Origin of the sequence: Streptomyces sp. CA2R106 (assembly GCF_037034245.1) — a bacterium.
Classification (GTDB): domain Bacteria; phylum Actinomycetota; class Actinomycetes; order Streptomycetales; family Streptomycetaceae; genus Actinacidiphila.
The window spans coordinates 498,924-523,914 of the sequence record NZ_JBAGKC010000002.1 but is presented as its reverse complement, the minus strand read 5'-3'; the positions used below and the strand labels follow the sequence as shown (position 1 = coordinate 523,914).

The following is a 24,991-nucleotide window of genomic DNA, read 5'->3' as shown; positions in this document are numbered from 1 at the left end:
CATGACGTCACGCTGGTCGATCGGTTCGCACAACTCCCTGCTGTCCATCGCCTCCACCGAGTCGGTGCTCTCCATCGGGTCCGCCGGGTCGGCGCTGTCCGTCGGGTCGGTGGCGTCGTTCGCGGCGTTCGGCTCGCTCGGGTCGGCGATGTCGGCGCTGTCGCTCGGGTCGTTCCAGTCGTTCGGGTCCTGGCTGTCGGGGCAGTCGAACGGCTCGGCGCTGAGCTGGCAGTCGAGCGGGGCGGTGCTGGCGCGCCGCACGGACGGCCCCGACGGCCGGATCGGGCCGCGCGCCGCGGTCGCCGTGGCCGCCACGGCCGCCGCCGGCCTGGCCTGGTGGCAGATCCGCCGCGCCGCGCGGTCCTAGCCCCGGGCATCCGAAGGCCCGCTCGGCCCGCGAGCCGGGCCGAGTCGGGGCCGACCCAGGGGGCCGCCCCCGGGCGCTGCCGGGCCGTTCCCGGGCCGTTCCCGGGCCGGCGGGCTCACGCGCCGCACGTTCATAAGTGTCGCTTTGTGATCATCATGGTCCGACTTTGACAATTCGTGGTGCTCCGGCGCACTCTTCTGTCATGTGCCTGTGCCCCATCCGCCCCGTGGTCCGCGCCAGCATCGAGCTGGCGCTGATCGGCGTGACCGCGCACAGCGTCGCCGACGTGCACTGTCGCTGACACCCGCACCGGTCCCGCCTGGCCGTGCCACCCCCGACCGCGTCGGGGGCGCCGCCGCGCCCGGGGCCCACCCCGCACGTCCCCTCTCCCCCGTTTGTCCGCGCGCCCCGGGCGCGCGCCTCCCCTCGCCCGGTGCCGGTACGCCCCGGGGAAAGGCCCTGCCATGTCTCGCTTGTCCCTGTCGCCAAGGCAGTTGGGCGCCGTAGCCGCTGTCCTCGCCATCGCCGGGGGGGCCGTCGCCTGCGGCCCCAAGAGCGCTGACTCGGCCGCGAAGGGCTCCGACGCCTCCCCGCACCGCGGCGGCACCCTGTACGTGCTGAACAACCAGCCGCAGAACAACTTCGACCCCGCCCGGCTCTACACCTCCGGCGGCGGCAACATCCCCTCGCTGGTCTACCGCACGCTCACCACCCGCGCCCGGGAGAACGGCGCCGCCGGCAACAAGGTCGTCCCCGACCTCGCCACGACCACCGGCGAGCCGAGCAAGGACGCCACCGTGTGGACGTACCACCTCAAGGACGGCCTGAAGTACCAGGACGGCACGGCCATCACCACCGCCGACATCAAGTACGACATCGAGCGGTCGTTCGCCGCCGAGCTGTCCGGCGGCGCCCCCTACCTGCGGGACTGGCTGGTCGGCGCGCAGGACTACCAGGGCCCGTACAAGGACCCCAAGGGCCTGGCCTCGATCGAGACGCCCGACGCGAAGACGATCGTCTTCCACCTGCGCAAGTCCGAGGGCGACTTCCCGCTGCTCGCCACGCAGACGTCGTTCGCCCCGGTGCCCAAGGCCAAGGACACCGGCACCAAGTACGCCGACCACCCGGTCTCCTCCGGCCCGTACGAGGTGGTCAGCAACCAGAACAACGGCGAGCACATCGTGCTGCGGCGCAACCCGAACTGGTCGCAGGCCACCGACGACCAGCGGCGCGCCTACCCCGACACGATCGACGTGCAGTCCGGGCTGGACCAGGCCGTGATCAACCAGCGGCTGTCCGCGGGCGTCGGCAAGGACGCGAACGCGGTGACCACCGACACCAACCTCGGCCCGGCCGAACTCGCCAAGACCACCGGGGACAAGGAGCTGTCCTCCCGGGTCGGCACCGGCCACTTCGGGTACACCGACTACATCGCCTTCAACCCGAAGGTGAAGCCGTTCGACAACATCAAGGTGCGCGAGGCCGTCGCGTACGCCGTGGACCGCACCACCGTGGTCGACGCGGACGGCGGCTCCTCGCTCGCCGAGCCCGCCACCACCTTCCTGCCGAACCAGACCGCCTTCAACGGCGGCACCACCTCCGACCCGTTCCCGGCGGGCAAGAGCGGAGACCCGGCGAAGGCGCGCGAGCTGCTGAAGGAGGCCGGCTACCCCAACGGGCTGACCGTCACCCTCACGCACGACACCAACAAGGGCGGCGAGGAAGGCCCCGAGGTCGCCACCGCGGTCCAGGAGGCGCTGAAGAAGGCGGGCATCACCGTCAAGCTGGAGGGCCTGGAGCACAACGCGTTCGACGACAAGGTCTACAGCGTCAAGACCGAGCCGGGCATGTTCCTGGCCGGCTGGGGCGCCGACTGGCCGTCCGGCGGGCCGTTCCTCGGCCCGATCTTCGACGGCCGGCAGATCGTCAAGGACGGCTACAACTTCAACAGCTCGCAGCTGAACGACCCCGCGGTCAACAACGAGATCGACGCGATCGACAAGATCACCGACCTGAGCGCCGCGGCGAAGCGCTGGGGCGCGCTGGACACGAAGATCGGCGCGCAGGCGCTGACCGTGCCGCTGGTCCACCCCGTCTACAAGCGGCTGTACGGCAAGAACATCCGCAACGTGGTGATCAGCGACTGGACCGGTGTGCTGGACGTCTCCCAGGCCGCGGTGAAGTGACCGCGTGAGCACCGAACACCCTGCCGCCGTCGGCGGCGGTACGGCGAAGGCCGTGCCGCCGCTGCTCGGCGAGGCGCTGCCGGACGGCCCGGTGGGCGGCGGGCCGGCACCCGGCGGACGGCAGTTCTGGCACCGGCTGCGCACCGAGCGCGCCGCCCTGGCCGGCGGCGCCGTCGTGGTGCTGCTGATCGTGGTGGCCATCGCCGCCCCGCTGCTGGCCGCGGCCGAGGGCCAGGACACCACCAGCTACCACGCGGCGCTGCTGGACTCCAGGGCCGGCGCGGTCCCGCTCGGCCACTTCGGCGGCGTCAGCGGCACCCACTGGCTCGGCGTCGAACCCGGCACCGGCCGCGACCTGTTCGCCCGGCTCGTCTACGGCGCCCGCACCTCGCTGGCGGTGGCGTTCGGCGCCACGCTGCTCCAGGTCGTCCTCGGCACCGCCTTCGGGCTGGCCGCGGGCCTGGGCAGCCGGGCCGTCGACGGGCTGCTGAGCCGGATCACCGACATCTTCGTCACGATGCCCGCGCTGGTCTTCTCCATCGCACTGCTCGCGGTGGTCCCCGGCAGCTTCCCGCGGCCGGTGCTGCTGGCCCTGGTGCTCGGCCTGCTCGCCTGGGGCGGGGTGGCCAAGATCGTCCGCGCGCAGGTGCTCACCCAGAAGTCCCTGGACTACGTCGCCGCGTCCCGGCTGGCCGGCTCCAGCGGCTGGCGCACCGCCCGCCGCGAACTGCTGCCCGCGCTGGTCGCGCCGGTGCTCACCTACGCGGCGATCCTGCTGCCGAGCAACATCGTCTCCGAGGCGGGCCTGTCCTTCCTCGGCATCGGCGTCAACCCGCCCACCGCGTCCTGGGGCCAGATGCTCTCCTCCGCCGCGACCTGGTACCAGGCCGACTCCGCGTACGTCCTGCTGCCCGCGCTGCTGCTGCTCGTCACGGTGCTCGCCTTCACGGTGTTCGCCGAGGGCATCCGGGTGGCGCTCGACCCGCGCTCGCGCAGCCGGCTGCGGATCGGCACCCGCAAGGGGGCCGCGTCGTGATCCGCTTCGCCGGGCGGCGCCTGCTCCAGGCGGCCGCCGTGCTGCTGGTGCTGGCCGCCGTGCTCTACGCCGTCTTCTACCTCGCCCCGGGCGACGCCGCCCAACTCGCCTGCGGCCCGCGCTGCTCCACCGCGCAGGTCGCCCAGGTCCGCGACCAGATGGGCCTGAACGACGCGGTGTACGTGCAGTTCTGGCACTTCCTGCAAGGCGTCTTCGCCGGGCACGACTACAGCTCCGGCAACGGTACGGTGCACTGCCCGGCGCCCTGCCTGGGCCAGTCCTACCGCACCGGCGACCTCGTCACCCATGTCATCGCCGAGAAGCTGCCCGCGACCGCGTCGCTGGCGCTCGGCGCCATGGTGATGTGGCTGGTGATCGGGGTCGGCACCGGCCTGGTCTCGGCGCTGCGCCGCGGCACCCTCGTCGAGCGGCTGCTGACCGGCTTCACGCTGGTCGGCACCGCCACCCCGGTGTTCATCACCGGCATCCTGCTGCTCCTGGTCTGCTGCTCGTGGCTGCGCTGGCTGCCGTACCCGACGTATGTGCCGCTCACCTCCGACCCCGAGCAGTGGGCGTGGAACCTGCTGCTGCCGTGGCTGGCGCTCGCCCTGGTGGAGGCCGCCAAGTACGCCCGGCTGACCCGCAGTTCGCTGCTGGAGACGCTGGCGGAGGACCACATCAGGACCTTCCGCGCATACGGCGTGTCCGAGGGCGCGCTCGTCCGGCGGCACGCGCTGCGCGGGGCGCTCGCCTCGGTGATCGCGCTGTCCGCGCTGGACCTGGGCACGATGTTCGGCGGCGCGCTGCTCACCGAGACGCTCTTCGGCGTCCCCGGGATCGGCCAGCAGCTGGTGCAGTCCGTGCAGTTGAAGGACCTGCCCGTGGTGGTGGGGATCGTCCTGGTGATGGGCCTGGCGGTGGTGGTCGCGAACGCGGTCGCCGACGTGCTGTACGCCCTCGCCGACCGAAGGGTGGTGCTGGCGTGACCGCCGACACTCCGCTGTCCGTCACCAAGTCCGCGGCCGCGCCCGGCGCCGGCGCGGCCGGACCGGCCGGCGAGCCGCTGGTCGAGGTCGCGGACCTGCGCATCGACTTCCCCACCGAGACCGGGACGGTACGGGCCGTCGACGGGATCGGCTTCACGCTGCGGCCCGGCGAGGCGCTGGGCCTGGTCGGCGAGTCCGGCTCGGGCAAGTCCGCCACCGCGTACGCGCTGCTGGGGCTGCACCGCGGCACCGGCGCCGAGGTGAGCGGCACGGTACGGGTGGCCGGCACCGATGTGCTCACCGCGCCCGAGGCCGAGCTGCGGCGACTGCGCGGCGGCGTCGCGGCGGTCGTCTTCCAGGACCCGCTGAGCGCGCTCGACCCCTACCTCGCCGTCGGCGACCAGATCGCCGAGGTCTACCGGGTGCACCGCCGGGTCTCCCGCGCCGCCGCCCGGGCCCGGGCGGTCGAGGTGCTGGACCGGGTCGGCATCCCCACCGCGGCCCGCCGGGCCCGGTCCCGGCCGCACGAGTTCAGCGGCGGCATGCGGCAGCGGACCCTGATCGCCATGGCGCTGGCCTGCGAACCGCGGCTGATCGTCGCCGACGAGCCGACCACCGCGCTCGACGTCACCGTGCAGGCGCAGGTGCTCGACCTGCTGCACGAACTGCGGACCGAGTCGGGCCTGGCGCTGCTGATGGTCACCCACGACCTCGGGGTGGCCGCGGGCACGGTGGACCGGCTGCTGGTCCTCCAGCACGGCGCCGCCGTGGAGTCCGGTGCGATCGCCGAGGTGCTGGCGCGGCCGGAACACGCCTACACCCGGGCGCTGCTGGCCGCGGTGCCCCGGATCGAGCCGGCGGCGGCTCCGCCGGAGGAGGAGACGGCTAAGGAAGCGGGGCAGGGGACGGCGAAGGAAGCGGGAGAGCCCGCGCCCGAGTCCCCGTCCGAGCCCGTGCCCGTGCCCCGGTCCGAGCCCGCACCCGCGCCCGCCCCGGCGGCCGGCGGCGGCTCGTCCGGCGAGGTGCTGCTCGAAGCGGTCGGGCTGCGCAAGGAGTTCGGGCGCGGCCAGGGCCGGTTCGCGGCGGTGGACGGCGTGGACCTGGTGGTGCACGCCGGTGAGACGCTGGGCGTCGTCGGGGAGAGCGGCAGCGGCAAGACCACGCTCGGCCGGATGCTGGTGCGGCTGCTCGACCCCACCCAGGGCGAGGTCCGCTACTGCGGCAAGGACATCGCCCGGCTCGGCGACCGCCAACTGCGGCCGCTGCGCCGTGAGTTGCAGATGGTCTTCCAGGACCCGGTCTCTTCGCTGAACCCGCGGCGCAGCATCGGCGAGTCCATCGCCGACCCGCTGCGGGCGGCCGGTGACCTGACCGATCGCCAGATCACCTCCCGAGTGGGCGAGTTGCTGGAGCGGGTCGGCCTCGAAGCGTCCTGGTACCACCGCTACCCGCACGAGTTCAGCGGCGGCCAGCGCCAACGCGTCGGTATCGCCCGCGCGTTGGCACCCCAGCCGCGGCTGGTCGTCTGCGACGAGCCCGTCTCCGCCCTGGACGTCAGCACCCAGGCCCAGGTCGTCGCCCTGCTCGGCGAGCTCCAGCGGGACCTGGGGCTTGCGCTGGTCTTCGTCGCCCACGACCTCGCGGTGGTCCGCCAGGTCAGCGACCGGGTCGCCGTCATGCAGTCGGGCCGGGTCGTCGAGGAGGGCTCGGCCGACGAGGTCTACGCCGACCCGCGCGACCCGTACACAAGGCGCCTGCTGGCCGCCGTCCCCGTCCTCGACCCCGCCGAGTCCCACGCCCGCCGCACCGCGCGCCGCCGCGCGGAGCCGTCCCACCCGTAGTCCCCGTCACCGGGGCACCACGCGTGCCCTGGTCACGGCGGGCCCCGGGCGACCAGGGGGTATCCACTCGCCCCACGCCCACCAATTGGTCTGGACCTATTGATAACAGCGGGGGGCGCCCGGCAGGCTTGGTTCCGCGCGCGCCGCACCCCCGCACCACACCTCTGGCCCCATGGCAGGCGATTCCGCCTGCCCGCGAAGGAGTTGTGATCCCCATGCGCTCGAAGGTCCTGGCCCGCGCGGCCACCGTCGCGGCCACCGCGATCCTCGGTCTCGGCATCGCCACCACGGCGGCGCAGGCGTCCCCGCCGCCCGGCAGCGGCTTCATGTTCCTCGGCTACTTCCCGACGTACGACAGCTGCGTCGCGCAGGCCCAGGCCGACGCACCCGTCCACGGCCCGGTCTACATCTGCGAGTACGGCACCAACGGCCTCTACCTGCTCTGGATGCACTGACCCCTGAGCTGATCCGGCACTGAACCGGCACCCAACCCGCGCCGGCGGGGTGCGGGCCCCATCGCCCGCACCCCGGAACGTCAGCCGTAGCGTGCGGCGTTCGCGCGGAGCCGGGCCGCCTCCGCGCGGACCCAGGGCAGGGCGTCGTAGAGGGCCTGGCCCGGGCAGTCGGTCTGGTAGACGTCGCGGTGCCCGGAGATCGTGTTCACCTCGGCGGCGGTGCCCTTCGGGTACCGGCTCGCGTTGTTGCTGGAGACCAGCCGCACCTTGCCCAGCGGGCTGATCCCCGGGTCGAGCTTCCAGGCGGCTATCTCGGCTATCGCCTCCAGCATCGGGCGCGGCACCTGCTGCCCGGCGCCGAAGTTGCCCAGGGCCGCTATCCCGACGGTGTCGTTGTTGAAGCCCTCGGTGTGCGAGCCGCGCACGTCGCGGTCCACGCTCCCGGCCCGGCCCTCGTAGATGCCGCCGCACCGGTCGACGACGAAGTTGTAGCCCAGGTCGTTCCAGCCCAGCGCGATGTGCCGCTGCTCCAGGGCGAGCAGCATCCCCGGCACGTCCTTCTTGCAGTCGTACGTGTTGGGGTTGTCCGTGTGGTGCACAAAGACCGCCTTCACCGCCTTGTCGTAGACCAGCCCGGGCCGTACGTCCTTCTCGTCCGCGTGCCAGGCCGCCCGCAGCACCACGTCCGGCCGCAGCGACGCCGGGCGGATCGCGGCAGCGCCCTGCCGGGGTCCGTTCGCCCGGTGCTGCGGCGCCGAGCAGGTCATGAGGAGGGCCAGGGCCGGCAGGTACCACGCCAGCTTGGGCCGGTGCAGCCGCATGACGTCCAGCCTCGGCCGAACCGGCCGCACCGGACATCCAAGGAGGTCGTTCGGGTGAACGCCGGGGCCGAAGGCGCCGCCCGCCCGGCGCGCCTCACCGCGGCCGCGCCCGTACGGGGTAGGGGCTCAGCGGCGCGGCGCGTCCTGCGGGGCGTCCCCCGCCCCGGCCGGCCGGGCCCGCGCGCCGGCCACCGCGGTGCTCGCCCGCCGCGCCCCGGTCGTGGCGAACGCCGAGTACCGCGGCACCCACCGCAGCAGCGCCCCCGCCGCCGCGACGCCCACCGCGCCCATCACCGAGATCCCGGCCGCCAGGCTGCCGAGCGAGGCGGCCGCCGACACGACCAGCGGCCCGCCCGCGCTGCCGGAGTCCGCGCACAGCCGCCACACCCCGAGGAACTGCGAGCGGGTGGCCGCGGGCGCCACGTCGGCGCCGAGCGTCATCAGCACACCGCTGCCGATGCCGTTGCCGAAGCCGATCAGCATCGCCACCACCGTCAGCTCGGTGAGCGTGTGGGTCAGCGGCAGCACCGCCTGCGAGGCGCCGAGCACCAGCATGGAGGGCACCGCGATCCACAGCCGGCCGGCGCGGTCCATCACCTGGCCGGAGGGGTAGAAGGTCAGCGTGTCGACCAGCCCGGCGATGCCGAACACGACGCTGGTCGACGACGCGCTCAGCCCCAGGTGCTCCGACCACAGCGGCAGCACCGTCTGCCGGGTGGCCCGGACCGAGCCGACCAGCAGCACCGCGAGGCCCAGGGTGAGGAAGACCTTCCGGTGCTCGCGCAGCACCGCCCGGACCGGTACGGGCTTCGCGCCGCCGCGCACCACGGGCTCGGCGACGTCGGGCACCGCGACCAGGACGACGACGGTGATCGCGGTGCACACCAGCGCCAGCCAGTACACGTCGTGCACCGGGCGGCCGCCGCTGAGCACGGCCGCGCCCAGGAACGGCCCGGCGAAGGCGCCCACCCGCGACATCCCGCCGAGCGTCGACAGCGCGCGGGCCCGCAGGTGCTCGGGCACCGCCTCGGTCAGGTAGGACTGCCGGGCGAGCATGACCACGGCGTTGGACGCGCCGGTCACGGTGACCGCGAGCGCGAGCTCCCAGACGGTGCGGGCCAGCGCGCACCCGCACAGGGTGACCGAGGTGACGGCCGAGGCGACCAGCATCGCCTTGCGGTCGCCCAGCCGCGCGGCCAGCGCCCCGGCCGGCACGTCGCCGAGGATCTGCCCGACGCCCAGCAGCGCCAGCACCAGTCCGGCGGCGCCGACGCCCGCGCCGAGTGCGCGGCCGCTGAGCGCGAGGACGGGGGCGAGCGCGCCCATGCCGGTCTCGAAGACCAGCACCGGCAGGAACACCGCGGGGATCAGGCGGCCCAGCGACACCGGCTGCGCGCTCACCTGCTGATCCCCACCCTCGTGCCGACGTACGTCCGAAAAGCCGGGGCGTGGCCCGAGGTGCGGGCGCGGCCCGTACCTCATTCAACAACAGCACCTTCCGGCGCGGCCAGGGGGGCCTGGCCGCGCCGGGCGGGAACCGGCGGGCGGGAACCAGCGGGCAGGGATCAGCGGGCGGGCGTCGACCCCGCGGGGCTCAGTCGTCCATCCACGGCCCGAGCTTGTGCGGGTTGCGCACCGCCCACACATGGGTGACCCGGTCCTCCGCGATGTCGAACGCCAGCACCGCCAGGGCCGCGCCGTCCTGGCGCAGCACCAGCCCGGGCCGGCCGTTGACGGTCTCCTCCAGGATCTGCACGCCCGCGCCGCCGCGGCGCGCGATGGCGACGAAGTAGCGGGCGATCGGGGTGCTGCCGTGCAGCGGGTGGGGCAGGGCCGAGACGATGCCGCCGCCGTCGCCGACCGCGGTGGCGTCCGGGTCGAGCAGGCCGATCATGGCGTTGACGTCGAGGGCCTCCCACGCCTGCTTGAACTCCCGGACGATCCGGCTGTGCCGGTCGGTCGGCGGCTGGGCGCCGCGCTCCGCGCGGACCCGGCGGCGGGCGGACGTGGCGAGCTGGCGGCAGGCGGCGGGGCTGCGCCCGACGATCTCGGCGACCTCGGGGAAGGGGTAGCGGAACACGTCGTGCAGGATGAACGCCACCCGCTCGGCCGGGGTCATCGCCTCCAGCAGCACCAGGAACGCCATGGACAGCGACTCGTCGAGGGTGACGCGGTCGGCGGGGTCGACCTCGGCGCCGCCGGACCAGCCGCTGATCAGCTCCGCGCTGCCGGGCACCGGCTCGGGAATCCACTCGCCGACGTAGCGCTCGCGCCGGGCCCGCGCCGAGCGGAGCTGGTCCAGGCAGATCCGGCCGGCGACCTTCGTCAGCCAGGCGCCGACGTTCTCGATCGCGTCCTGCTGCCGCGGCGGCAGCGCGTACCAGCGGGCGTACGTCTCCTGGACGACGTCCTCGGCGTCCGCGAGTGAGCCCAGCAGCCGGTAGGCGACGCCGATGAGCCGCCGCCGCTCGCGCATGGCCTCGTCGAGCGCCGCGTCGCCGCCGCCCTGTCCGGGTTCGGTGCTCATGCTTCCCCGACCTTTCTGTCCGTGTCCGCCGCCGCCCGCGTCGTCCGCGCGCACCCGTACGACGCGGCAGCGGCCCGGAGTGTGAGGTCCGGGGGGCGGCTCACAGGCGGCGGGGCCGCGCCGTCGGGTGGGCGGAAGCACGCCGAATCACACCGGGGGGCCTTTGATGAGCGTGTTGTTGTGGGTGGTGCAGGCGGTGCTCGCCGCCGCGTTCGCCGCGTCCGGGCTGGCGAAGACGACGCAGTCCCGGGAGTGGCTGGTCGCCCCGGGAGCCGGCCGCGGTGGCCGTGAACGCCGTCGTCCTGCTGCTGGGCGTGCTCGTCGCCTGGGGGCGGTTCGGTCCCTACGGCCGGTGACCGGCCGCCGACGAGGCCCCTCACCTCGTACGACAGGCCGTCCGCACCCTCACTGGGGAACGCGGGGGCAATCGGCAGTGGAATAACGGGCAACTTCCAGGTGGACGATCGGACCATCGGACAGGCCGTCAGGAGCCCGCCGACCGGCGGGCTCCTGCGTGCGGAGCTGTTCGCGGTACGCGCGGGCGATGGCGATCAGCTCGTCCAGCGACTCCCGGGTGCGCACGAGTTCGTCGATGTGGGCCGAGAGCCGGTCGCGCTCCTGCGCCATCCGCTCCAAGGCGGCGTCGGAGTTCTCCGCGCTGGGCGCGTCGACACAGGGCATCAGCTCCAGAATGGTGCGGCTGGACAGCCCGCCGGCGTACAGCCGCTGGATGAAGACGACCCGTTCGACGTCGGCGTCCGTGTAGTGCCGGTGGCCGCCTGAGCTGCGGGTACTGACCAGCAGTCCCTGCTCCTCGTAGTAGCGCACCGACCGGACGCTGACGCCCGCCTTGGCCGCGAGTTCCCCGATCCGCATCCGCCCGTCCTTCCCGCGTTCTCCATGGGCGTTCTCCATGGGCCCGGTGCGCGCCCGTGTGGGCTGCGCAACAACAACTTGCATCTGACGTCAGTGTGAGGTTCTAGCGTAGACCACGGGCCCGAGGGACGGGCCCGCGGACCGAAGGAGCCCGACGTGACGACCCTCTTCAGCAGCTACCGGCTCGGCGCGCTGACGCTGCCCAACCGCGTGGTGATGGCCCCGATGACCAGGGTGCGGGCCGGTGCGGGCGGGCTGGCCACCCCGTCGATGGCCGCCTACTACGCCCAGCGGGCCACCGCCGGCCTGATCGTGACCGAGGGCGTGCAGCCGAACGCCGTCGGGCAGTCCAACCCGGGCACGCCCGGCCTGCACACCGACGCGCAGACGGACTCCTGGCGGCAGGTGACCGACGCGGTGCACACCAACGGCGGCCGGATCTTCGCGCAGCTCATGCACGGCGGGCGCGTCTCGCACCCCGACACCATCGGCACGGTGCCGGTCGGCCCGTCGGCCGTCGCCGCGGCCGGCGACGTGTTCACCCCGACCGGCCCGCAGCCCGCGCCGGTGCCGCGGGCCCTGGAGACCGCCGAGGTGCCCGAACAGGCCCGTTCCTACGCCGAAGCGGCCCGCCGCGCGGTGGAAGCGGGCTTCGACGGGGTCGAACTCCATGGCGCGAACGGGTACTTGATCTCCCAGTTCCTCTCCTCCAACGCCAACCTGCGCACTGACCGGTACGGCGGCCCGGTCGCGCACCGCATCCGCTTCGCGGTGGAGGCCGCGGCCGCGACCGTCGACGCGGTCGGCGGCGACCGGACCGGTATCCGGCTCTCGCCCGGCGCCGACTTCTGGGGTGTGCACGACACCGACGTCACCGAGCTGTACACGCAGTTGCTCACCGAACTGGCCCGGGTCGGGGTGGGCTATGTGCACCTGGAGGCCACCTCCGACGACGAGGTGCTGCTCGCGCTGCGCCGGGCCTGGGCCGGGCCGCTCGTGATGAACCCGGTGCTGCCGATGGGCCCGCGGCAGACCGGCCGCAAGGACGCCGACCGCTGGCTGGACCTGGGCGCCGACCTGATCAGTTTCGGCCGCGCCTTCCTCACCAACCCCGATCTGGTCGAGCGGCTGCGCGCCCGGTTGCCGCTCACCGAGGTCGACGAGTCCGCCTACTACCAGGGCGGCGACGAGGGCTACCTCACCTACACCTCCCACCGGTACACCGCCTGACGCCCTCGAAGGGCAGCGCCGCAGGCCCGCCCGCCCCCGGCCCCCGTTCCCGCAGCCGTCCCCCGGCCCTCGCCCGCCGCCCTCCGCGGCCGCCCGCGGCGCCCGGGGGGCGGCTCCGGCGCGTCCGCGGCAACACCGCGCGCATCACCCGCACTTCACGCCACGGTGATTCTGCTCTCACTTCGACGCGGCCCCAGGGACGTACGATCACGAGCGCAAACCTCATCCGACCGATCGGATTCAGCCATTGTCGAACGGCCAACCGGGCACGCCGCCGGGCCGATCCGGGCAGCACGGCGCCCCTCCGCCGGGTCGGAGGATGACCCAACTGCCGCCCAGGACCGGCCGAGTGACGGGCCCGGAAGGTCCCCAGGGGCAACCCGCACCGGGTGGAACGGGCAACCGCGCGGCCCGGGCCGCCCGCGGAGCGGCTGGCCGGATACGGCATCGGGGCGGAACCCTGAAACGGTTCACCTCGATCATGTCGGATGTGTGCACGGGGCGGCCGAGGGCGAGCACGGGTTGGTAGGGGTTTACATGGCGGAGCATGATGGCGCAGGCAACAGCAAGCACAGGAGTGCGCAACTCCACCCTCCGCGCGGGCGAAAGGACTGAGTCCGTGGTTCTCACCACGCCCCCCGAACTGTCGGGCACCACCACCAGGATTCCCGTCACGGTCCACGCTCCCGACCCGATCTCGCTGGCCGGTGTCACCAGCCAGCTCAGCCAGCGGCCGGAGATCCGGCTGGTCGACGAGGAGAGCCGGCAGCCGGGCACCGTCGCGGTGCTGCTCGCCGTCGCCCTCGACGAGAGCACCCTGTCCCGGCTGCGCCAACTGGTGCGCACCGACGGCGTACGCGCGGTGCTGGTCGCCAACCTGATCCGCGAGGCCGAACTGCTCCAGGTGATCGACTGCGGGGTGGGCGCCATAGTCTGGCGGCATGAAGCCACCGGGCAGCGCATCCTCCAGGCCGTGCTGGCCGCCTCGCGCGGCGACGGCGACCTGCCCTCCGACCTGCTCGGCCGGCTGATGACGCAGGTCGGCATCATGCACCGCAACGCCAAGCATCTGCCCGGCGATCCGGCGTCGGGGCTCACCCCGCGCGAGGTCGACGTGCTGCGGCTGGTCGCCGAGGGCATGGAGACCGGGGAGATCGCGGGCAAGCTGTCGTACTCGGAGCGGACCGTCAAGAACGTGATGCACAGCCTCACCACCCGGCTGCGGCTGCGCAACCGCGCCCACGCCGTGGCGTACGCGCTGCGCGAGGGCTACATCTGACGGCCACCGGCCGGCCCGACCGGACCGGCCGCACCGAGCGTTGACCAACCAGCGGGCACAGCGAAGGGCGCGACCGTGATACACGAGGTGGACGAAGTCCTCAAGGGGCTGCTGACCGGGGGCGCCCTGGCCGGCACCGGCGTCGACATCGCCTTCGAGGCGCCGACCAAGGACTGGGCCGCCCGGCGCAACGCGCCGACCATCGACGTCTACCTGTACGACATCCGCGAGGACATCCACCGGCGTGAGCGGGGCGCCATCGCCGTCCACGACGACCAGGGCATCGTGGTGCGCAGGCGCCAACCGCCGCGCTGGTACCGGCTGTCGTACCTGGTCACCGCCTGGACCAAGCAGCCGCAGGACGAACACCGCCTGCTGTCGGCCGTCCTGGCCACGCTGCTGCCCCGCGAGGTGCTGCCGCCCGAGGAGCTGACCGGCGCGCTGGCCGCGCTCGGCCTGACCATCCCGCTGACCGTCGCCGGCCAGCAGACCGACTCCCGCTCGTTCGCCGAGATCTGGTCGGCGCTCGGCGGCGAGCTGAAGCCGTCCCTGGACGTCACCGTCACCGCCCCCTTCCCGGCCTTCCCCGAGTACGACGCCGGGCCGCCGGTCACCGAGGGCGCGGGCGTGCGGGTGCGCGGCACCGACGGAACCCTCGAGGGCTCCGCCGAGCGCTACCACCGGCCGCACCACGTCGCCGAGCGGAAGCAGGCGGCCCGCGACGCCGCCCGCGGGGTGCGGCGGGACAGCGCGGAATGACCACCGCGACGGCCGCCGGCGCGGCCACCGCCGCCACCGGGCCCGGCACCGAACCCGGCACCGCGCCCGGCCCCGACGACGCCCTCATCGACCGGCTCGGCGCGCTGCGCGACCGGGTCGCGCTGCTCGTCGAGCACCGCAGCGCCACCGACCCGACCGCCGCCGATCCGCTGCGCGGGCTGTACCTCACCGACGAGGCGGTCCAGTACCTGCTGCGGCCGGCGGCCGAGGACGCCCGCCCCGGACCGGAGGCCGCGCCCGACGAGGCGGTCGGCGAGGCGCCCGGGGAGGACCGGCTGGTCCGGCTCGCCGCCCGGCTCGGCCTGTCCGGGCTGGACGCGCGCATCCTGCTCGCCGCGCTCGCCCCCGACCTCGACCGCGCCTTCGAACCGCTCTACGGCTACCTCAACGACGACGTCAGCCGCCGCCGGGCCACCGTCGGCCTCGTCCTCGACCTGTGCGGGGTGCCCGCGCACCACGCCGAGGGCCGCGCCCGCTTCCACCCGTCGGCGCCGCTGGCCGCGCTCGGGCTGCTGGTCGTCGAGGAGCCCGAACGCCCCTTCCTCAGCCGGTCGCTGCGGGTCCCGGACCGGGTCGCCGCCCACCTCGTCGGCGACGACACCCCGGACCCCGCGCTCGCCGGTCAGGTCACCGCGCTCGCCCCGGCAGCCGCCGCGTCCGCCGCGCCGGACGACCCGCTGGTGGCCCGGCTCGCCGCGCGCCTGGCGGCCGGACCGGCCACCGTCTACCTGCGCGAGCACCGCGAGGGCGAGGGCGTCGCCTGCGCCGCGGCCGCGTTCGGCGCGGCCGGGCTGCCCGCCCTGCACTACACCCCGGCGGCCCTGCCCGGCGGCGGCGGAGCCGACGCCGACCCGACCGGAGACCAGGGCGGCGGGCCCGTCGCCGAGCGCGACCAGATCGCCGCGGCCACTGCCGCGCTCCCCCACCTCCTGCGCGAGGCGCGCCTGCGCGGACACGCGATCCTGGTGGCGCCGGTGCCCGTCCAGCCCGCGGCCGCCGCCGCACTCGTCCGCGCTTTGGCGGTCGGCGACGTCCATGTGGTCATGGCCGGCACCCGCCCGTACGACCCGCAGTGGTCGGAACACGACCCGCTCGTCCTCGACGCGCCCCGGCAGCGGGCCGGCGACCTCGCCACCTGGACCGAGGCGCTCGGCGCGGCCGGCGGACCGGCCGACGAAGCCGAGGGGGGCGAAGGGGCCGCGAACGGCCTCGGGTTCGACCTGGCACCGGTCGTCGCGCCCTACCGGCTCGGCGGCGACCGCATCCGCCGGGTCGCCCAGGTCGCCCAGGACCTGGCCGCCTTCGACGGCACCCCGCTGACCCCCGCGCACCTGCGGCTCGCCGCGCGGCAGCAGTCCGCGTCCGGGCTGGAGCGGCACGCCCGCCGGATCAGGCCCGCCGTCGACTGGGACGACCTGGTGCTCCCCGAAGGCCCGCTGGCGCAGCTGCACGAGCTCGCGCTGCGGGCCCGCCACCGCGACCGGGTGCTCGGCGACTGGCGGCTGAGCGCCGGCGGCGGCCGGGGCCGCGGGGTGCTGGCGCTCTTCGCGGGCGACTCCGGCACCGGCAAGACGCTGTCGGCCGAGGTGGTCTCCGCCGACCTCGGCCTGGACCTCTACGTGGTGCAGCTCTCCTCGATCGTCGACAAGTACGTCGGCGAGACCGAGAAGAACCTGGAGCGCATCTTCACCGAGGCCGACCGGACCGACGCGGTGCTCCTCTTCGACGAGGCCGACTCCATCTTCGGCAAGCGCTCGGAGGTGAAGGACGCGCACGACCGCTACGCCAACATGGAGAGCGCCTACCTGCTCCAGCGGCTGGAGTCCTTCGACGGCATCGCGCTGCTGACCACCAACCTGCGGGCCAACGTCGACGACGCCTTCACCCGGCGGCTCGACCTGGTGGTCGACTTCCCCTTCCCCGACCCCGCGCAGCGCCTCGCGCTGTGGCGGCACAGCCTCTCCCACGTGCCCTGCGCCGACGACATCGAACCGGCCGGTGTGGCCAAGGAGTTCGAGCTGGCGGGCGGCTCGATCCGCAGTGCCGTGGTCACCGCCGCGTACGCGGCGGCCGGCCGCGGCGAACCCGTCGGCACCGACGACCTCCTCGCGGGCGCCCAGCGCGAGTACCGCAAGGCCGGCCGGCTGGTCCTGACCGACGACACCACCTGGTAGCCGCGTCGGCCCGCCCCGGGCGGGGCGGGCCGACGCGGCTTGCAAGCGGACAGCCGGACGGTCAGACGGTCAGACGGATGGCCATGACCATCCCCGACGCGTCGGTGGTGCCGCCGAAGATCCAGTCCTGGTTGGTCTTCGTCGGGTCGTTGCAGGACTTGCCGCCCCAACCGCCGACGTGCAGGTAGGTGTTCTGGCAGATGTCGCCGGTGGAGGCGCCGACCGCGTAGCCGGACAGCAGCAGGCCCTTGCCGGTGGTGCCGACGTAGACATCGACCTTGTCGTCCCCGGACTTCCACGGCACGTTGTTCCAACCGCCGACCTGGCGGAAGGCGTTGGCCGAGCTGCCGCCGACCCCGGAGACGGAGATGTTGATCGCCTCGATGGCGTTGGCGTCGTCGTCGGTGGACCCGGCGGTGACGCCGTCGCAGGACGGCTTGGTCCAGCCCTTGTCGCTGACGTAGACGCGGTAGCAGATGTGCCGGCCGGTCGGGTCGTCCTCGGCGAGCTTCTTCACCGCGGTCGCCGCCGTGGCGGGCTTGGCCTTCTTCTTGGGGGTGCTGCCGCCGCCGCCCGAGGGCGCCGAGGTGGTCGGGGGCGGTGTCGTCGGGTCCGGGGTGACGACCGGTGGCGGCGTGGTCGTCGGCGGCGGGGTGGGCAGCGTGGAGGCGGCGGCCTGCTCCACCTTCGGCTGCGCGAGGCTGGCCACCGGCGGCTTGTAGGCGAACCACAGTGCGACCGCGGCGATGACCAGCCCGATCAGCAGGCCGAGGAAGGTCGCCAGGAACCGCGGCAGCACCCCGCGCTGGACGTAGGTGCCGTCGACCTCGAGCGGGTTGGCGCCGGAGCGCTGGACCGCCAGCCGGAAGGGGCGGTTCTCCTTGCGCCCGAACCAGGTGATACGGCTCGGCCGCAGCGTGGCCTTCACGAACGCGGCCCGGCCCGGCTCGATCTGGACGTTCGCCGGGTGGATCTCGTACGTGATCTGGTCGCCGTTGTCGGTGCCGACGATCGAGGCGGTCAGCTTGGTGTTCCCGAGGTTGTCCACGGCGAGCTTCGGCCGGCCGCGGAACCGCCCCTTGACGGTGTGCGGCACCAGCTCCGCGCGCACCTCGGTGAAGGGCGTGATGGTGATGTTGCCCTCGGGCACCGAGGTCGCATCGGGGTGCTCGGTGGGCACGACCTGGACGCCGTACGGGTTCGGCCCGGCGATGGCGTCCGGGGTGCGCGGCGGCGCGACGGTGAGCTCGACCGTGTCCACGGTGCCCGGGTACAGCCGCAGCGTCGGCGGCTCGACCGTGATGTACGGGGCGAGGTTGCCGACCGGCAGGAACCGGTACTCGTCCACCACGTCGCCCGTGTTGCGCAACCGCAGCCGCACGATCGTGGAACTGCCGGCGTCGACCGTGGCGGACGGGGGTTCGAGGGAGGTCCAGATGCTCACACCGCGACGCTACGGGGTCCGCCCCCTGCCCGTCAGCAACCCGCGAGGCAGCGCGGTTGTCCGCGCGGGCGGCGCGGTTGCCCGAAGATACGGCCACCGGGCCCCCGGGGCACCCGAGTTGGGCCCCGCGTCGGCGCTCCCGACCGGGTCCGGCAACCCCGCGTCGAGGACGCGCTCGCCTTCTTACGACGAACTCACGGCCGTGGCAAGGTCTTTGGGGGCAGACTTGAGGGCAGACCCCATGCGCCCCACGGGCGCCACCCGTCCCCGTGGCACGGCGCACCGGCCCGAGGGGCGCTCCGCGCGGCGCCGGACCCCGGCCCCGCACCTCCCATCAGGGGACACGGCATGACAAGTCGGGCACCACACGGCGTGCCGAGAGCACCACGTGGCGGCACCGCCGCGCCGGCGCTGCCCTTCGGGGGCAGCGGAACTGCCCCCGGAAAGGCACCGCAGGACGTTTCGCCCGGCGCTCTGGCGAGCGAGGGTGAGAGTCGACCCTTTTCTCGTACCCCGAGGAGAACAGCGCATGCCGTCGTATCTGTCGCCGGGCGTCTACGTGGAGGAAGTGGCCAGCGGCTCCCGTCCGATCGAGGGGGTGGGCACATCGGTTGCCGCCTTCGTCGGCCTGGCGCCCACCGGTCCGCTCAACGAGCCGACCCTGGTGACCAACTGGACGCAGTACGTCGCGTCCTTCGGTGAGTTCACCGACGGCTACTTCCTGGCGCACTCGGTCTACGGCTTCTTCAACAACGGCGGCTCGGCCGCCTACGTCGTCCGTGTGGGCGGCCAGGCCGGCGGTGTGTCGGGTTCCGCCGTGGACGCCGACACCAAGCAGCCCGCGGCCGTCGGCGGCGGTACCGCCCCGGCCGCGCTGACCGCCGGCGAGGAGGCCGCCCTCGGCACCTTCAAGGTCGCCGCGGTCGCGCCCGGTGAGGGCGGCGCGCTCAGCGTCGAGGTCGCCGACGCCGACGGCGAGGGCCCGGCCGAACGCTTCAAGCTGCTGGTCAAGGACGGCGGCAAGACCGTCGAGACCTTCGACGTGACCGCCAAGCGCGGCGGCCGCAACTACGTGGTCACCCAGGTGAAGGAGCGCTCCAAGCTCATCGTCGTCACGGAGGCCGCCGCGGCCGGGCAGCTGGCCCGCCCGGAGAACCAGACCGTGGCGCTCGCCGCCCCGGCCGCCGCGCCGGCGGCCCCGGTCGCCCCGGCCGAGGCGACCAACGTCAAGGAGTACCTCGGCGACAGCGCCGACCGCACCGGCTTCGGCGGCCTGGAGGCGGTGGACGAGATCTCGATGGTCGCCGTCCCCGACCTGATGGCGGCCTACCAGCGCGGCGCGATCGACCTGGAGTCCGTCAAGGCGGTTCAGCTCGGTCTGATCGCGCACTGCGAGCTGATGGGCGACCGGCTGGCGATCATCGACCCGCCGCCCGGGCTCAACGCGCGCGAGATCCGCGTCTGGCGCCAGGAGACGTCCAACTACGACTCCAAGTACGCGGCGCTGTACTACCCCTGGATCAAGGTCTTCGACCCGTCCGGCGGCCAGACCCGGCTGATCCCGCCGAGCGGCCACGTGGCCGGCATCTGGGCCCGCAACGACTCCGAGCGCGGTGTGCACAAGGCGCCCGCCAACGAGGTCGTGCGCGGCGCGGTCGACCTGGAGCTGCAGATCACCCGCGGCGAGCAGGACCTGCTCAACCCGCTGGGCATCAACTGCATCCGCTCCTTCCCCGGCCGCGGCATCAGGGTCTGGGGTGCGCGTACCCTGTCCTCCGACCCGGCCTGGCGCTACCTGAACATCCGCCGGTACTTCAACTACCTCGAGGAGTCGATCCTCAACGGCACGCAGTGGGTGGTGTTCGAGCCCAACGACCAGGCACTGTGGGCCCGTATCCGGCGCAACATCTCCGCCTTCCTGGTCACCGAGTGGCGTGGCGGCGCCCTGTTCGGCGGGCAGCCGGACGACGCGTACTACGTGAAGTGCGACGCCGAGACCAACCCGCCGGAGTCGGTCGACCTCGGCCGGGTGATCTGCGAGATCGGCGTCTCCCCGGTGAAGCCGGCCGAGTTCGTGATCTTCCGGCTGGCCCAGTTCTCCAGCGGCGCAGGCGAGTTGGAGGAGTGATCCGACGGCGGCCTGACCGCCCGGACCACCGCGAACAGCAGCAGGACCAGCACGGCATGACGTACGAGCAGCGCGAAGCGAAGGAACAGCGGCGATGAGTCTCCAGCCAGGTGATGCGCTCACCTCACACAACTTCGGCCTCCAGATCGACGGGGTGATGGTCGAGTACCTCCAGGAGGTCAACGGCCTGGACATGACCCAGGACGTCATCGAGTACCAGCAGGTGTCGGCGAACGGCCAGCCGGTCACCAAGAAGATGCCGGGCGTGAAGAAGGCGGGTGAGGCGACCGTCGTGCGCGGCATGACGCAGTCCACCGCGTTCAACGACTGGATCAACGCCTCGGTCCGCGGCGACATGGGCTCGGCCCGCAAGAACGCCAGCATCCTGGTGATGGACTACATGAACAACCCGGTGAAGCGGTACCACCTGCGGCAGGCGTGGTGCAGCAAGGTCTCGGCGAGCACCGTCAAGGCCGGTGAGGCGTCGGCGCTGACCGAGACCGTCACGATCACCTACGAAGAAATGATCATGGAGTAATGCGCCGAGGAACGGCTCCCCGGTCGGGGCCGATGCCCGACGGCGCCGCGACGGCCCCCGTGGCCGCCGCGGCGCCGGCGGCGCAGCCGCCGGCCGCCGAACCCGCGCCCGTACGGCGCCAGTTGCGCACCGAGTTCGCGTTCGAGCTGCCGCGCGGCTACGTGGACGAGGCGGGCACAGTGCACCGCGAGGGGACCATGCGCCTGGCCACCGCCAGGGACGAGCTGATCCCGCTGCGGGACCTGCGGGTGCAGGAGAACCCGGCGTATCTGTCCGTGGTCCTGCTGGGCCGGGTGATCACCCGGCTCGGTACGGTGCCGCACATGCACGACGGCGTGGTGGAGAACATGTTCGCCTCCGACCTCGCCTTCCTCCAGGACTTCTACCGCCAGATCAACGCCGAGGGCCACACCCGCGCCGGCGTGACCTGTCCGCACTGCGAGCAGCCGTTCGAGGTCGAGCTCGGCGGGAGCCGCCTGGGGGAATCGTGACGTACGCGACCGACCGGGTGCACGAGGAGATCGCGTACATCGCCTACCACTTCCACTGGAGCCTGGAGGACATCCTGGACCTCGAACACCGCGACCGCCGCAGGTACGCCGAGCAGATCGCCTCGCTCGTCACGCGTGCCACGGCCGAGCGGTGACCGGGGCGGGGTAACGGCCATGGGAATCCTTGACCGGTGGGCCGGACGGGCCCGCGCACGCGCAGGCACGCAGACGGGCGGCACGCGGCCGGCGGACGCCGCGGCAGCCGGGGCAACGGCCGGCGGCACGCCGGCTGCCGCCCCGGGCCCCGGTGCCGGCACCGGTACGGCGGCTGCCGCCGCGGCACCGGCCGGGCCGCCCGGCTGGTCCGTGCTGCCGCCGATCCAGCGGGCGTTGGCCCGCCCGGCCGGGCCCTCGGTCGCGGCCGCGCACTTCGGCGGCACCCTTTCGGCGTGGCAGAACCCCTCGTTCACCGGGGAGTTGGCGCACGTCGTGCTCGACGACGCCCCGACCGGGGTGATCCGGGACGTGCTCACCCCGGCACCGGCCGCCGCGCCGGGCAGCGGCCATCCGCCGATCTCGCTGCCGGTGGCCGTGGTCGGCGACCACGACCACGGTGGTGACGCCGGCGGCGGCCCGCCGCGGGCCACGCCCGGACCCGCCGTGCAGCGCACGGTGGCCGCGACGCGCGCCGCCGGGCCCCGCGTGGTGCCGCTGACGGCGCCGGCCGCGGCGCCCGCCGCACCCCCGGCGCTCACCCGGGCGCCCGCACCGCCGGTGGCGCGCCGCGCGCTGCCCGCGGTGGCGAAGGCCCCGGCAGCTCCGGCCGCCCCGACTACTTCGGCCGCGCCTCCCGGCGGCGGTACGAGCGGTGGGACCAGCGGCGGGTCGGACGGCAACGGGCCCGGCGCACCGGGCGGTTCGACGGGATCGGGCGGGTTCGGCGGTCCGGGTGGGAGCGCTCCGTCCGGGCCGGCACCCGCACCCGCACCCGCACCGGCTGCCGCACCGGTCCAGCGGCAGGCCACCCGTACGGGCGGTACCGCGGCCCCGGCATCCGGCTCGTCCGCCGTACCCACGGCACCCTCGACACCCGCGGCACCCGCGCCTGCGAGCGCCCCGGCTGCCCTGCCGGTGGCGCCCGTTCAGCGGCAGGCCGCGCCTGCCACGGCGTCCGGCATCCGCCGGGCGGGGCTCGGCGCGCCCGTCTCCGGTCCGGGGGCCGCGCCCGCGGCGCCCCAGGTCCAGCGACGCACGGCCGCCGCCACTTCCCCGGCGAAGCCGACGCCTCCGGCGTCCGCGCCCCAGCGCACGACGACGGCACCGTCGACCTCGGCGTCGGCTCCCGCCGCCGGCCCGCCGGTTCAGCGCAGCGCCACCGCGCCTGCGGCACCCTCCGCGTCCGGCGCCGCGGCATCCGCTCCCCCTGCGGCCACGACGCCGACGACGCCCGGCCGCCCGGCCGCCTCGGCTCCGGCCGGGACCGGACCGACTCCGGCCGTACCTCCGGCGGTCCAGCGCAGCACCACGGCGCCCACGGCCCCGGCGACCAGCCTGGACGCACCCAAGCCCGCGGCGACCGAGGCGACTTCCGCACTCCCCGTCTCCCCGCCGCCCGGCACCCCGTCGGCTCCGGCGAGCCCGGCGGCTCCTCGGGCAGCAAGGGCACCCGGTCTCGGCGCGCCCACGTCGTCGTCCAGGCCCGGCCCGGCTCCCGCCGCGTCTCAGGCGGTCCAGCGCAGCACCACCGCCGGGCCGACGTCCCCGCCGCCCCGGGCCACCGGCCTCGGCGCGCCCACGTCCGCCGCAGCCGCGCCTGCCGCACCGTCCTCGGCCGCGACCGGCTCGACTCCGGCCGTACCTCCGGCGGTCCAGCGCAGCACCACGGCGCCCACGGCCCCGGCAACTGGCCTCGACGCGCCCAAGTCCGCCGCAAACGGGCCGACTTCCACGCTCCCCGTCTCCCCGCCGCCCGGTGCCCCTTCCAACCCTTCGACTTCTTCGACCTCTTCGACCTCGGCAGCAGCGCCAAGTTCCGCCGTCCCGCAGCCTGTTCAGCGTTCCGCCGCCGCGCCCGCCGCACCCAGCGGTGCCGCGCCCCGGCAACGGCCGCTGCTGGGCGCCCCCCTGTCCGCGCCGCCGGCCGGTGCGAAGCCGCTCACCGGCCGTACGGTGCAGCGCTCCGCGACCACGGCCGCGCCCGCGGTCCGGCCGTCCGCGACGCCGCCGGCCGCCCCCAACGCGGCTGCCGCGCAGGTCCGTTCGCCGGGCGCGGCGACCACATCACCCACCGCGCCCGCGCCCGTGACCGCACCCGTCCAGCGCAGCGCCGCTCCACCCGCTCCCCCGGCCCCGGCCTCGGCCGCCACAGCTGCACCGGCCGCCCCAGCCGAACCAGGCACCCCGGCGACTGCGGTCAGCGCCCCGGCAAGCCCGGCGCCGACCACCCCGGTCGTCCAACGCGCCACCGTCGCACGCCCGTTGGCGTCCGCCCGGCCGGTGCGGACCACGCTCCGCCCGATCCAGCCCGCCGGACCAGGGCAGCCGACCGCGCCCGCGGCCGTGCCGCTGCGCCCCACCGGACCGGCCAGCGCCCCCGCAGCAGCCCCCGCCCCTGCGGTCCAGCGCAGCACCACCGCACCCGCATCCGCACCCACCCCCGCACCGGCCGTCGCGACGCCCGCACCGGCCACCGGCCCGGCCGGGCCCCGCACGGTGGTCCAGCGCGCGGCGTCGGCCGCGGCGGCCGCCGCCGTGGCGCTCCGCGCGCCCGCCACCCCGGCCTCCGCGCCGAGCCCGAGCCCGGACCCGCGCCCCACCAGCACCGGCCCGGTGCGGCACGGCGCCGACGCGCTGCCCTTCACAGGCGTCGCCGAGGCGTTCCCGACCGCGGCCCCCACGGCACCCGCAGCACCCGCAGCCCAGCCGCAGGCCCGGTTCCAGGTCCAGCGCACCCCGGCCGCCCCCGCGGCGCCCGGCGCCGCCGTATCGCCGGCCGTGCCGCTCGGGCCCGTACGCACCGCCGCCGCGGCCGCGCAGCCGTCGGTCCAACGCGCCGCCGCCGTACCGTTGCGGTCCGCGCGCCCCGCACCGGCCGCCGTACCCGCGGCGGCGCCCGCGCCCGTACAAGCGCCCACCCAGCCCGGCCGACCCGGTCAGCCGGCCCAGCCCCCCGTCCAGCCGCTCGTCCAGCGCGCGATGGCCCCCTCGGCGCCCGCGGCTCCGTCCGCCGACGCCCAAGCGGTGCGGTCCATCCAGGCGCTCCAGGCCGCGCAGGCCGCACAGACCGCGCACGCCGGCAGCGCCCCGCAGGCCACCGCGCCGCTCAGCCCCGTACGGACCGCGCCCACGGCCGAGTTGCCGGTGCAGCGGGTGCCCGCGACGCCGGCCACCACGTCGCTGGCGAAGTTCGTCAGCCCCCAGCGCACCGCGGAGGCGCGGGTCACGGCCGTGACGGCCCACCGGGACGGCGGAGGCGGCGGGAACAAGGGCGGCGGAGGCGGGGGCGGTTCACACCCTCCGTCCGATCCGCCGCCCGCGTACAGCCCGTTCGACACCCGTACCGCCTCCCCGGCCGGGGACGAGTCGGGTGCCGGCTTCGACGCCCGTACGCTGTCCGATGGCCAGGTCGACGAGTTGACGCACCGCCTGATCGGCCCGCTGTCCCGGCTGCTGCGCACCGAACTGCGCATGGACCGGGAGCGGATCGGCAGGTTGCGTGACTCCCGCCGCTGACCGCGCCGCGGCACCGCCACGTCCGCGGCGCACCCGCGCAGTGCCCGTACCCGCGGGCCCGTATCCGGGCCCACCCGACTCGTCCGCAGAAAGGCAGTGA

The 24,991-nt window shown here is 74.7% G+C and carries 23 protein-coding genes and 1 pseudogene; 16 read left to right on the top strand and 8 right to left on the bottom strand.

What is annotated here, in order from left to right; genetic code table 11:
• The first annotated feature begins 1 nt into the window (after position 1).
• The 7 genes from WA788_RS05540 (at position 2) to WA788_RS05510 (ending at position 6,871) form a co-directional block, all read left to right on the top strand.
• Positions 2 to 367: a hypothetical protein gene (locus WA788_RS05540; RefSeq protein WP_335972186.1), complete on the top strand. Its 366-nt coding sequence runs from the start codon at positions 2 to 4 to the stop codon at positions 365 to 367.
• A 202-nt stretch (positions 368 to 569) separates the two neighbouring features.
• On the top strand, positions 570 to 668 hold the full coding sequence (locus WA788_RS05535) for an Ms4533A family Cys-rich leader peptide (RefSeq protein ID WP_335972184.1): 99 nt from the start codon (positions 570 to 572) through the stop codon (positions 666 to 668).
• A 163-nt stretch (positions 669 to 831) separates the two neighbouring features.
• The gene (locus WA788_RS05530) at positions 832 to 2,553 is read left to right on the top strand and encodes an ABC transporter substrate-binding protein (RefSeq protein WP_335972182.1); all 1,722 of its coding nucleotides are present in this window, start codon (positions 832 to 834) and stop codon (positions 2,551 to 2,553) included.
• A gap of 52 nt (positions 2,554 to 2,605) precedes the next feature.
• On the top strand, positions 2,606 to 3,589 hold the full coding sequence (locus WA788_RS05525; protein ID WP_435135012.1) for an ABC transporter permease: 984 nt from the start codon (positions 2,606 to 2,608) through the stop codon (positions 3,587 to 3,589).
• Positions 3,586 to 4,575, top strand: a complete 990-nt coding sequence (locus WA788_RS05520; RefSeq protein ID WP_335972180.1) for an ABC transporter permease — start codon at positions 3,586 to 3,588, stop codon at positions 4,573 to 4,575. Before WA788_RS05525 ends, WA788_RS05520 begins: the two co-directional genes overlap by 4 nt.
• 14 nt (positions 4,576 to 4,589) lie before the next feature.
• Positions 4,590 to 6,416: an ABC transporter ATP-binding protein gene (locus WA788_RS05515; protein WP_335972235.1), complete on the top strand. Its 1,827-nt coding sequence runs from the start codon at positions 4,590 to 4,592 to the stop codon at positions 6,414 to 6,416.
• 215 nt (positions 6,417 to 6,631) lie between these two features.
• A complete protein-coding gene (locus tag WA788_RS05510) occupies positions 6,632 to 6,871 on the top strand; it encodes a hypothetical protein (protein ID WP_335972178.1) in 240 nt (79 codons plus the stop codon).
• 80 nt (positions 6,872 to 6,951) lie between these two features.
• Here the strand turns inward: WA788_RS05510 and WA788_RS05505 are convergent, their stop codons facing one another.
• From WA788_RS05505 to WA788_RS05490, 4 genes and pseudogenes are all read right to left on the bottom strand, one after another.
• Complete coding sequence (locus tag WA788_RS05505; protein ID WP_335972176.1) at positions 6,952 to 7,692, bottom strand: N-acetylmuramoyl-L-alanine amidase; 741 nt, start codon at positions 7,690 to 7,692, stop codon at positions 6,952 to 6,954.
• A gap of 126 nt (positions 7,693 to 7,818) precedes the next feature.
• Positions 7,819 to 9,093, bottom strand: a complete 1,275-nt coding sequence (locus WA788_RS05500; protein WP_335972174.1) for an MFS transporter — start codon at positions 9,091 to 9,093, stop codon at positions 7,819 to 7,821.
• A gap of 193 nt (positions 9,094 to 9,286) precedes the next feature.
• Complete coding sequence (gene sigJ / locus WA788_RS05495) at positions 9,287 to 10,219, bottom strand: RNA polymerase sigma factor SigJ (RefSeq protein WP_335972171.1); 933 nt, start codon at positions 10,217 to 10,219, stop codon at positions 9,287 to 9,289.
• 513 nt (positions 10,220 to 10,732) lie between these two features.
• Positions 10,733 to 11,095, bottom strand: a pseudogene (locus WA788_RS05490) (MerR family transcriptional regulator); the annotation flags it as partial.
• Between the two features lie 156 nt (positions 11,096 to 11,251).
• Between WA788_RS05490 and WA788_RS05485 the strand changes: the two are divergent.
• The 4 genes from WA788_RS05485 (at position 11,252) to WA788_RS05470 (ending at position 16,558) form a co-directional block, all read left to right on the top strand.
• A complete protein-coding gene (locus WA788_RS05485; protein ID WP_335972169.1) occupies positions 11,252 to 12,325 on the top strand; it encodes an alkene reductase in 1,074 nt (357 codons plus the stop codon).
• A gap of 550 nt (positions 12,326 to 12,875) precedes the next feature.
• Positions 12,876 to 13,604, top strand: coding sequence for a response regulator transcription factor (locus WA788_RS05480; RefSeq protein WP_443033978.1), 729 nt, complete (start codon positions 12,876 to 12,878; stop codon positions 13,602 to 13,604).
• Positions 13,605 to 13,679: 75 nt separating this feature from the next.
• Positions 13,680 to 14,363 (top strand): DUF4255 domain-containing protein, encoded by a 684-nt coding sequence (locus WA788_RS05475; RefSeq protein WP_335972164.1) that lies wholly within the window; start codon positions 13,680 to 13,682, stop codon positions 14,361 to 14,363.
• On the top strand, positions 14,360 to 16,558 hold the full coding sequence (locus WA788_RS05470; protein WP_335972162.1) for an ATP-binding protein: 2,199 nt from the start codon (positions 14,360 to 14,362) through the stop codon (positions 16,556 to 16,558). Before WA788_RS05475 ends, WA788_RS05470 begins: the two co-directional genes overlap by 4 nt.
• Positions 16,559 to 16,619: 61 nt before the next feature.
• Here WA788_RS05470 and WA788_RS05465 read toward each other — a convergent pair whose 3' ends face one another.
• Positions 16,620 to 18,002 (bottom strand): COG1470 family protein, encoded by a 1,383-nt coding sequence (locus WA788_RS05465; RefSeq protein ID WP_335972160.1) that lies wholly within the window; start codon positions 18,000 to 18,002, stop codon positions 16,620 to 16,622.
• A 529-nt stretch (positions 18,003 to 18,531) separates the two neighbouring features.
• Here WA788_RS05465 and WA788_RS05460 point away from each other — a divergent pair.
• The 4 genes from WA788_RS05460 (at position 18,532) to WA788_RS05445 (ending at position 21,314) form a co-directional block, all read left to right on the top strand.
• Positions 18,532 to 20,130, top strand: coding sequence for a phage tail sheath family protein (locus WA788_RS05460; RefSeq protein ID WP_335972158.1), 1,599 nt, complete (start codon positions 18,532 to 18,534; stop codon positions 20,128 to 20,130).
• Between the two features lie 94 nt (positions 20,131 to 20,224).
• Entirely contained in the window at positions 20,225 to 20,668 is a 444-nt protein-coding gene (locus WA788_RS05455; RefSeq protein ID WP_202234991.1) for a phage tail protein, read from the top strand.
• Positions 20,668 to 21,159, top strand: a complete 492-nt coding sequence (locus WA788_RS05450) for a hypothetical protein (RefSeq protein WP_335972156.1) — start codon at positions 20,668 to 20,670, stop codon at positions 21,157 to 21,159. The genes WA788_RS05455 and WA788_RS05450 overlap by 1 nt, the downstream gene beginning before the upstream one ends.
• Positions 21,156 to 21,314, top strand: coding sequence for a DUF6760 family protein (locus WA788_RS05445; protein WP_202234989.1), 159 nt, complete (start codon positions 21,156 to 21,158; stop codon positions 21,312 to 21,314). The genes WA788_RS05450 and WA788_RS05445 overlap by 4 nt, the downstream gene beginning before the upstream one ends.
• 1,206 nt (positions 21,315 to 22,520) lie before the next feature.
• On the opposite strand, the gene WA788_RS05440 is transcribed toward WA788_RS05445, so the two are convergent.
• The 3 genes from WA788_RS05440 to WA788_RS05430 all read right to left on the bottom strand — a co-directional run bounded on the left by WA788_RS05440 (position 22,521) and on the right by WA788_RS05430 (position 23,933).
• Complete coding sequence (locus tag WA788_RS05440) at positions 22,521 to 22,844, bottom strand: hypothetical protein (protein ID WP_335972155.1); 324 nt, start codon at positions 22,842 to 22,844, stop codon at positions 22,521 to 22,523.
• Between the two features lie 36 nt (positions 22,845 to 22,880).
• On the bottom strand, positions 22,881 to 23,051 hold the full coding sequence (locus tag WA788_RS05435) for a hypothetical protein (protein ID WP_335972154.1): 171 nt from the start codon (positions 23,049 to 23,051) through the stop codon (positions 22,881 to 22,883).
• A gap of 159 nt (positions 23,052 to 23,210) precedes the next feature.
• Complete coding sequence (locus tag WA788_RS05430; protein WP_335972152.1) at positions 23,211 to 23,933, bottom strand: hypothetical protein; 723 nt, start codon at positions 23,931 to 23,933, stop codon at positions 23,211 to 23,213.
• Between WA788_RS05430 and WA788_RS05425 the strand changes: the two genes are divergently transcribed.
• Positions 23,911 to 24,891 carry a hypothetical protein gene (locus WA788_RS05425; RefSeq protein WP_335972150.1) on the top strand — a complete coding sequence of 327 codons (981 nt, stop codon included), beginning with the start codon at positions 23,911 to 23,913 and terminating at the stop codon, positions 24,889 to 24,891. The two genes, WA788_RS05430 and WA788_RS05425, sit on opposite strands and share 23 nt — an antisense overlap.
• The last annotated feature ends 100 nt before the right edge of the window (positions 24,892 to 24,991 follow it).

Excerpts from the sequence above, each read along its gene's own strand:
- WA788_RS05540 (WP_335972186.1), top strand. The coding sequence starts at position 2 with ATGACGTCACGCTGGTCGATCGGTTCGCACAACTCCCTGCTGTCCATC.
- WA788_RS05535 (WP_335972184.1), top strand. The coding sequence starts at position 570 with ATGTGCCTGTGCCCCATCCGCCCCGTGGTCCGCGCCAGCATCGAGCTG.
- WA788_RS05530 (WP_335972182.1), top strand. The coding sequence starts at position 832 with ATGTCTCGCTTGTCCCTGTCGCCAAGGCAGTTGGGCGCCGTAGCCGCT.
- WA788_RS05510 (WP_335972178.1), top strand. The coding sequence starts at position 6,632 with ATGCGCTCGAAGGTCCTGGCCCGCGCGGCCACCGTCGCGGCCACCGCG.
- WA788_RS05505 (WP_335972176.1), bottom strand. The coding sequence starts at position 7,692 with ATGCGGCTGCACCGGCCCAAGCTGGCGTGGTACCTGCCGGCCCTGGCC.
- sigJ (WP_335972171.1), bottom strand. The coding sequence starts at position 10,219 with ATGAGCACCGAACCCGGACAGGGCGGCGGCGACGCGGCGCTCGACGAG.
- WA788_RS05480 (WP_443033978.1), top strand. The coding sequence starts at position 12,876 with ATGGCGCAGGCAACAGCAAGCACAGGAGTGCGCAACTCCACCCTCCGC.
- WA788_RS05470 (WP_335972162.1), top strand. The coding sequence starts at position 14,360 with ATGACCACCGCGACGGCCGCCGGCGCGGCCACCGCCGCCACCGGGCCC.
- WA788_RS05460 (WP_335972158.1), top strand. The coding sequence starts at position 18,532 with ATGCCGTCGTATCTGTCGCCGGGCGTCTACGTGGAGGAAGTGGCCAGC.
- WA788_RS05455 (WP_202234991.1), top strand. The coding sequence starts at position 20,225 with ATGAGTCTCCAGCCAGGTGATGCGCTCACCTCACACAACTTCGGCCTC.
- WA788_RS05450 (WP_335972156.1), top strand. The coding sequence starts at position 20,668 with ATGCGCCGAGGAACGGCTCCCCGGTCGGGGCCGATGCCCGACGGCGCC.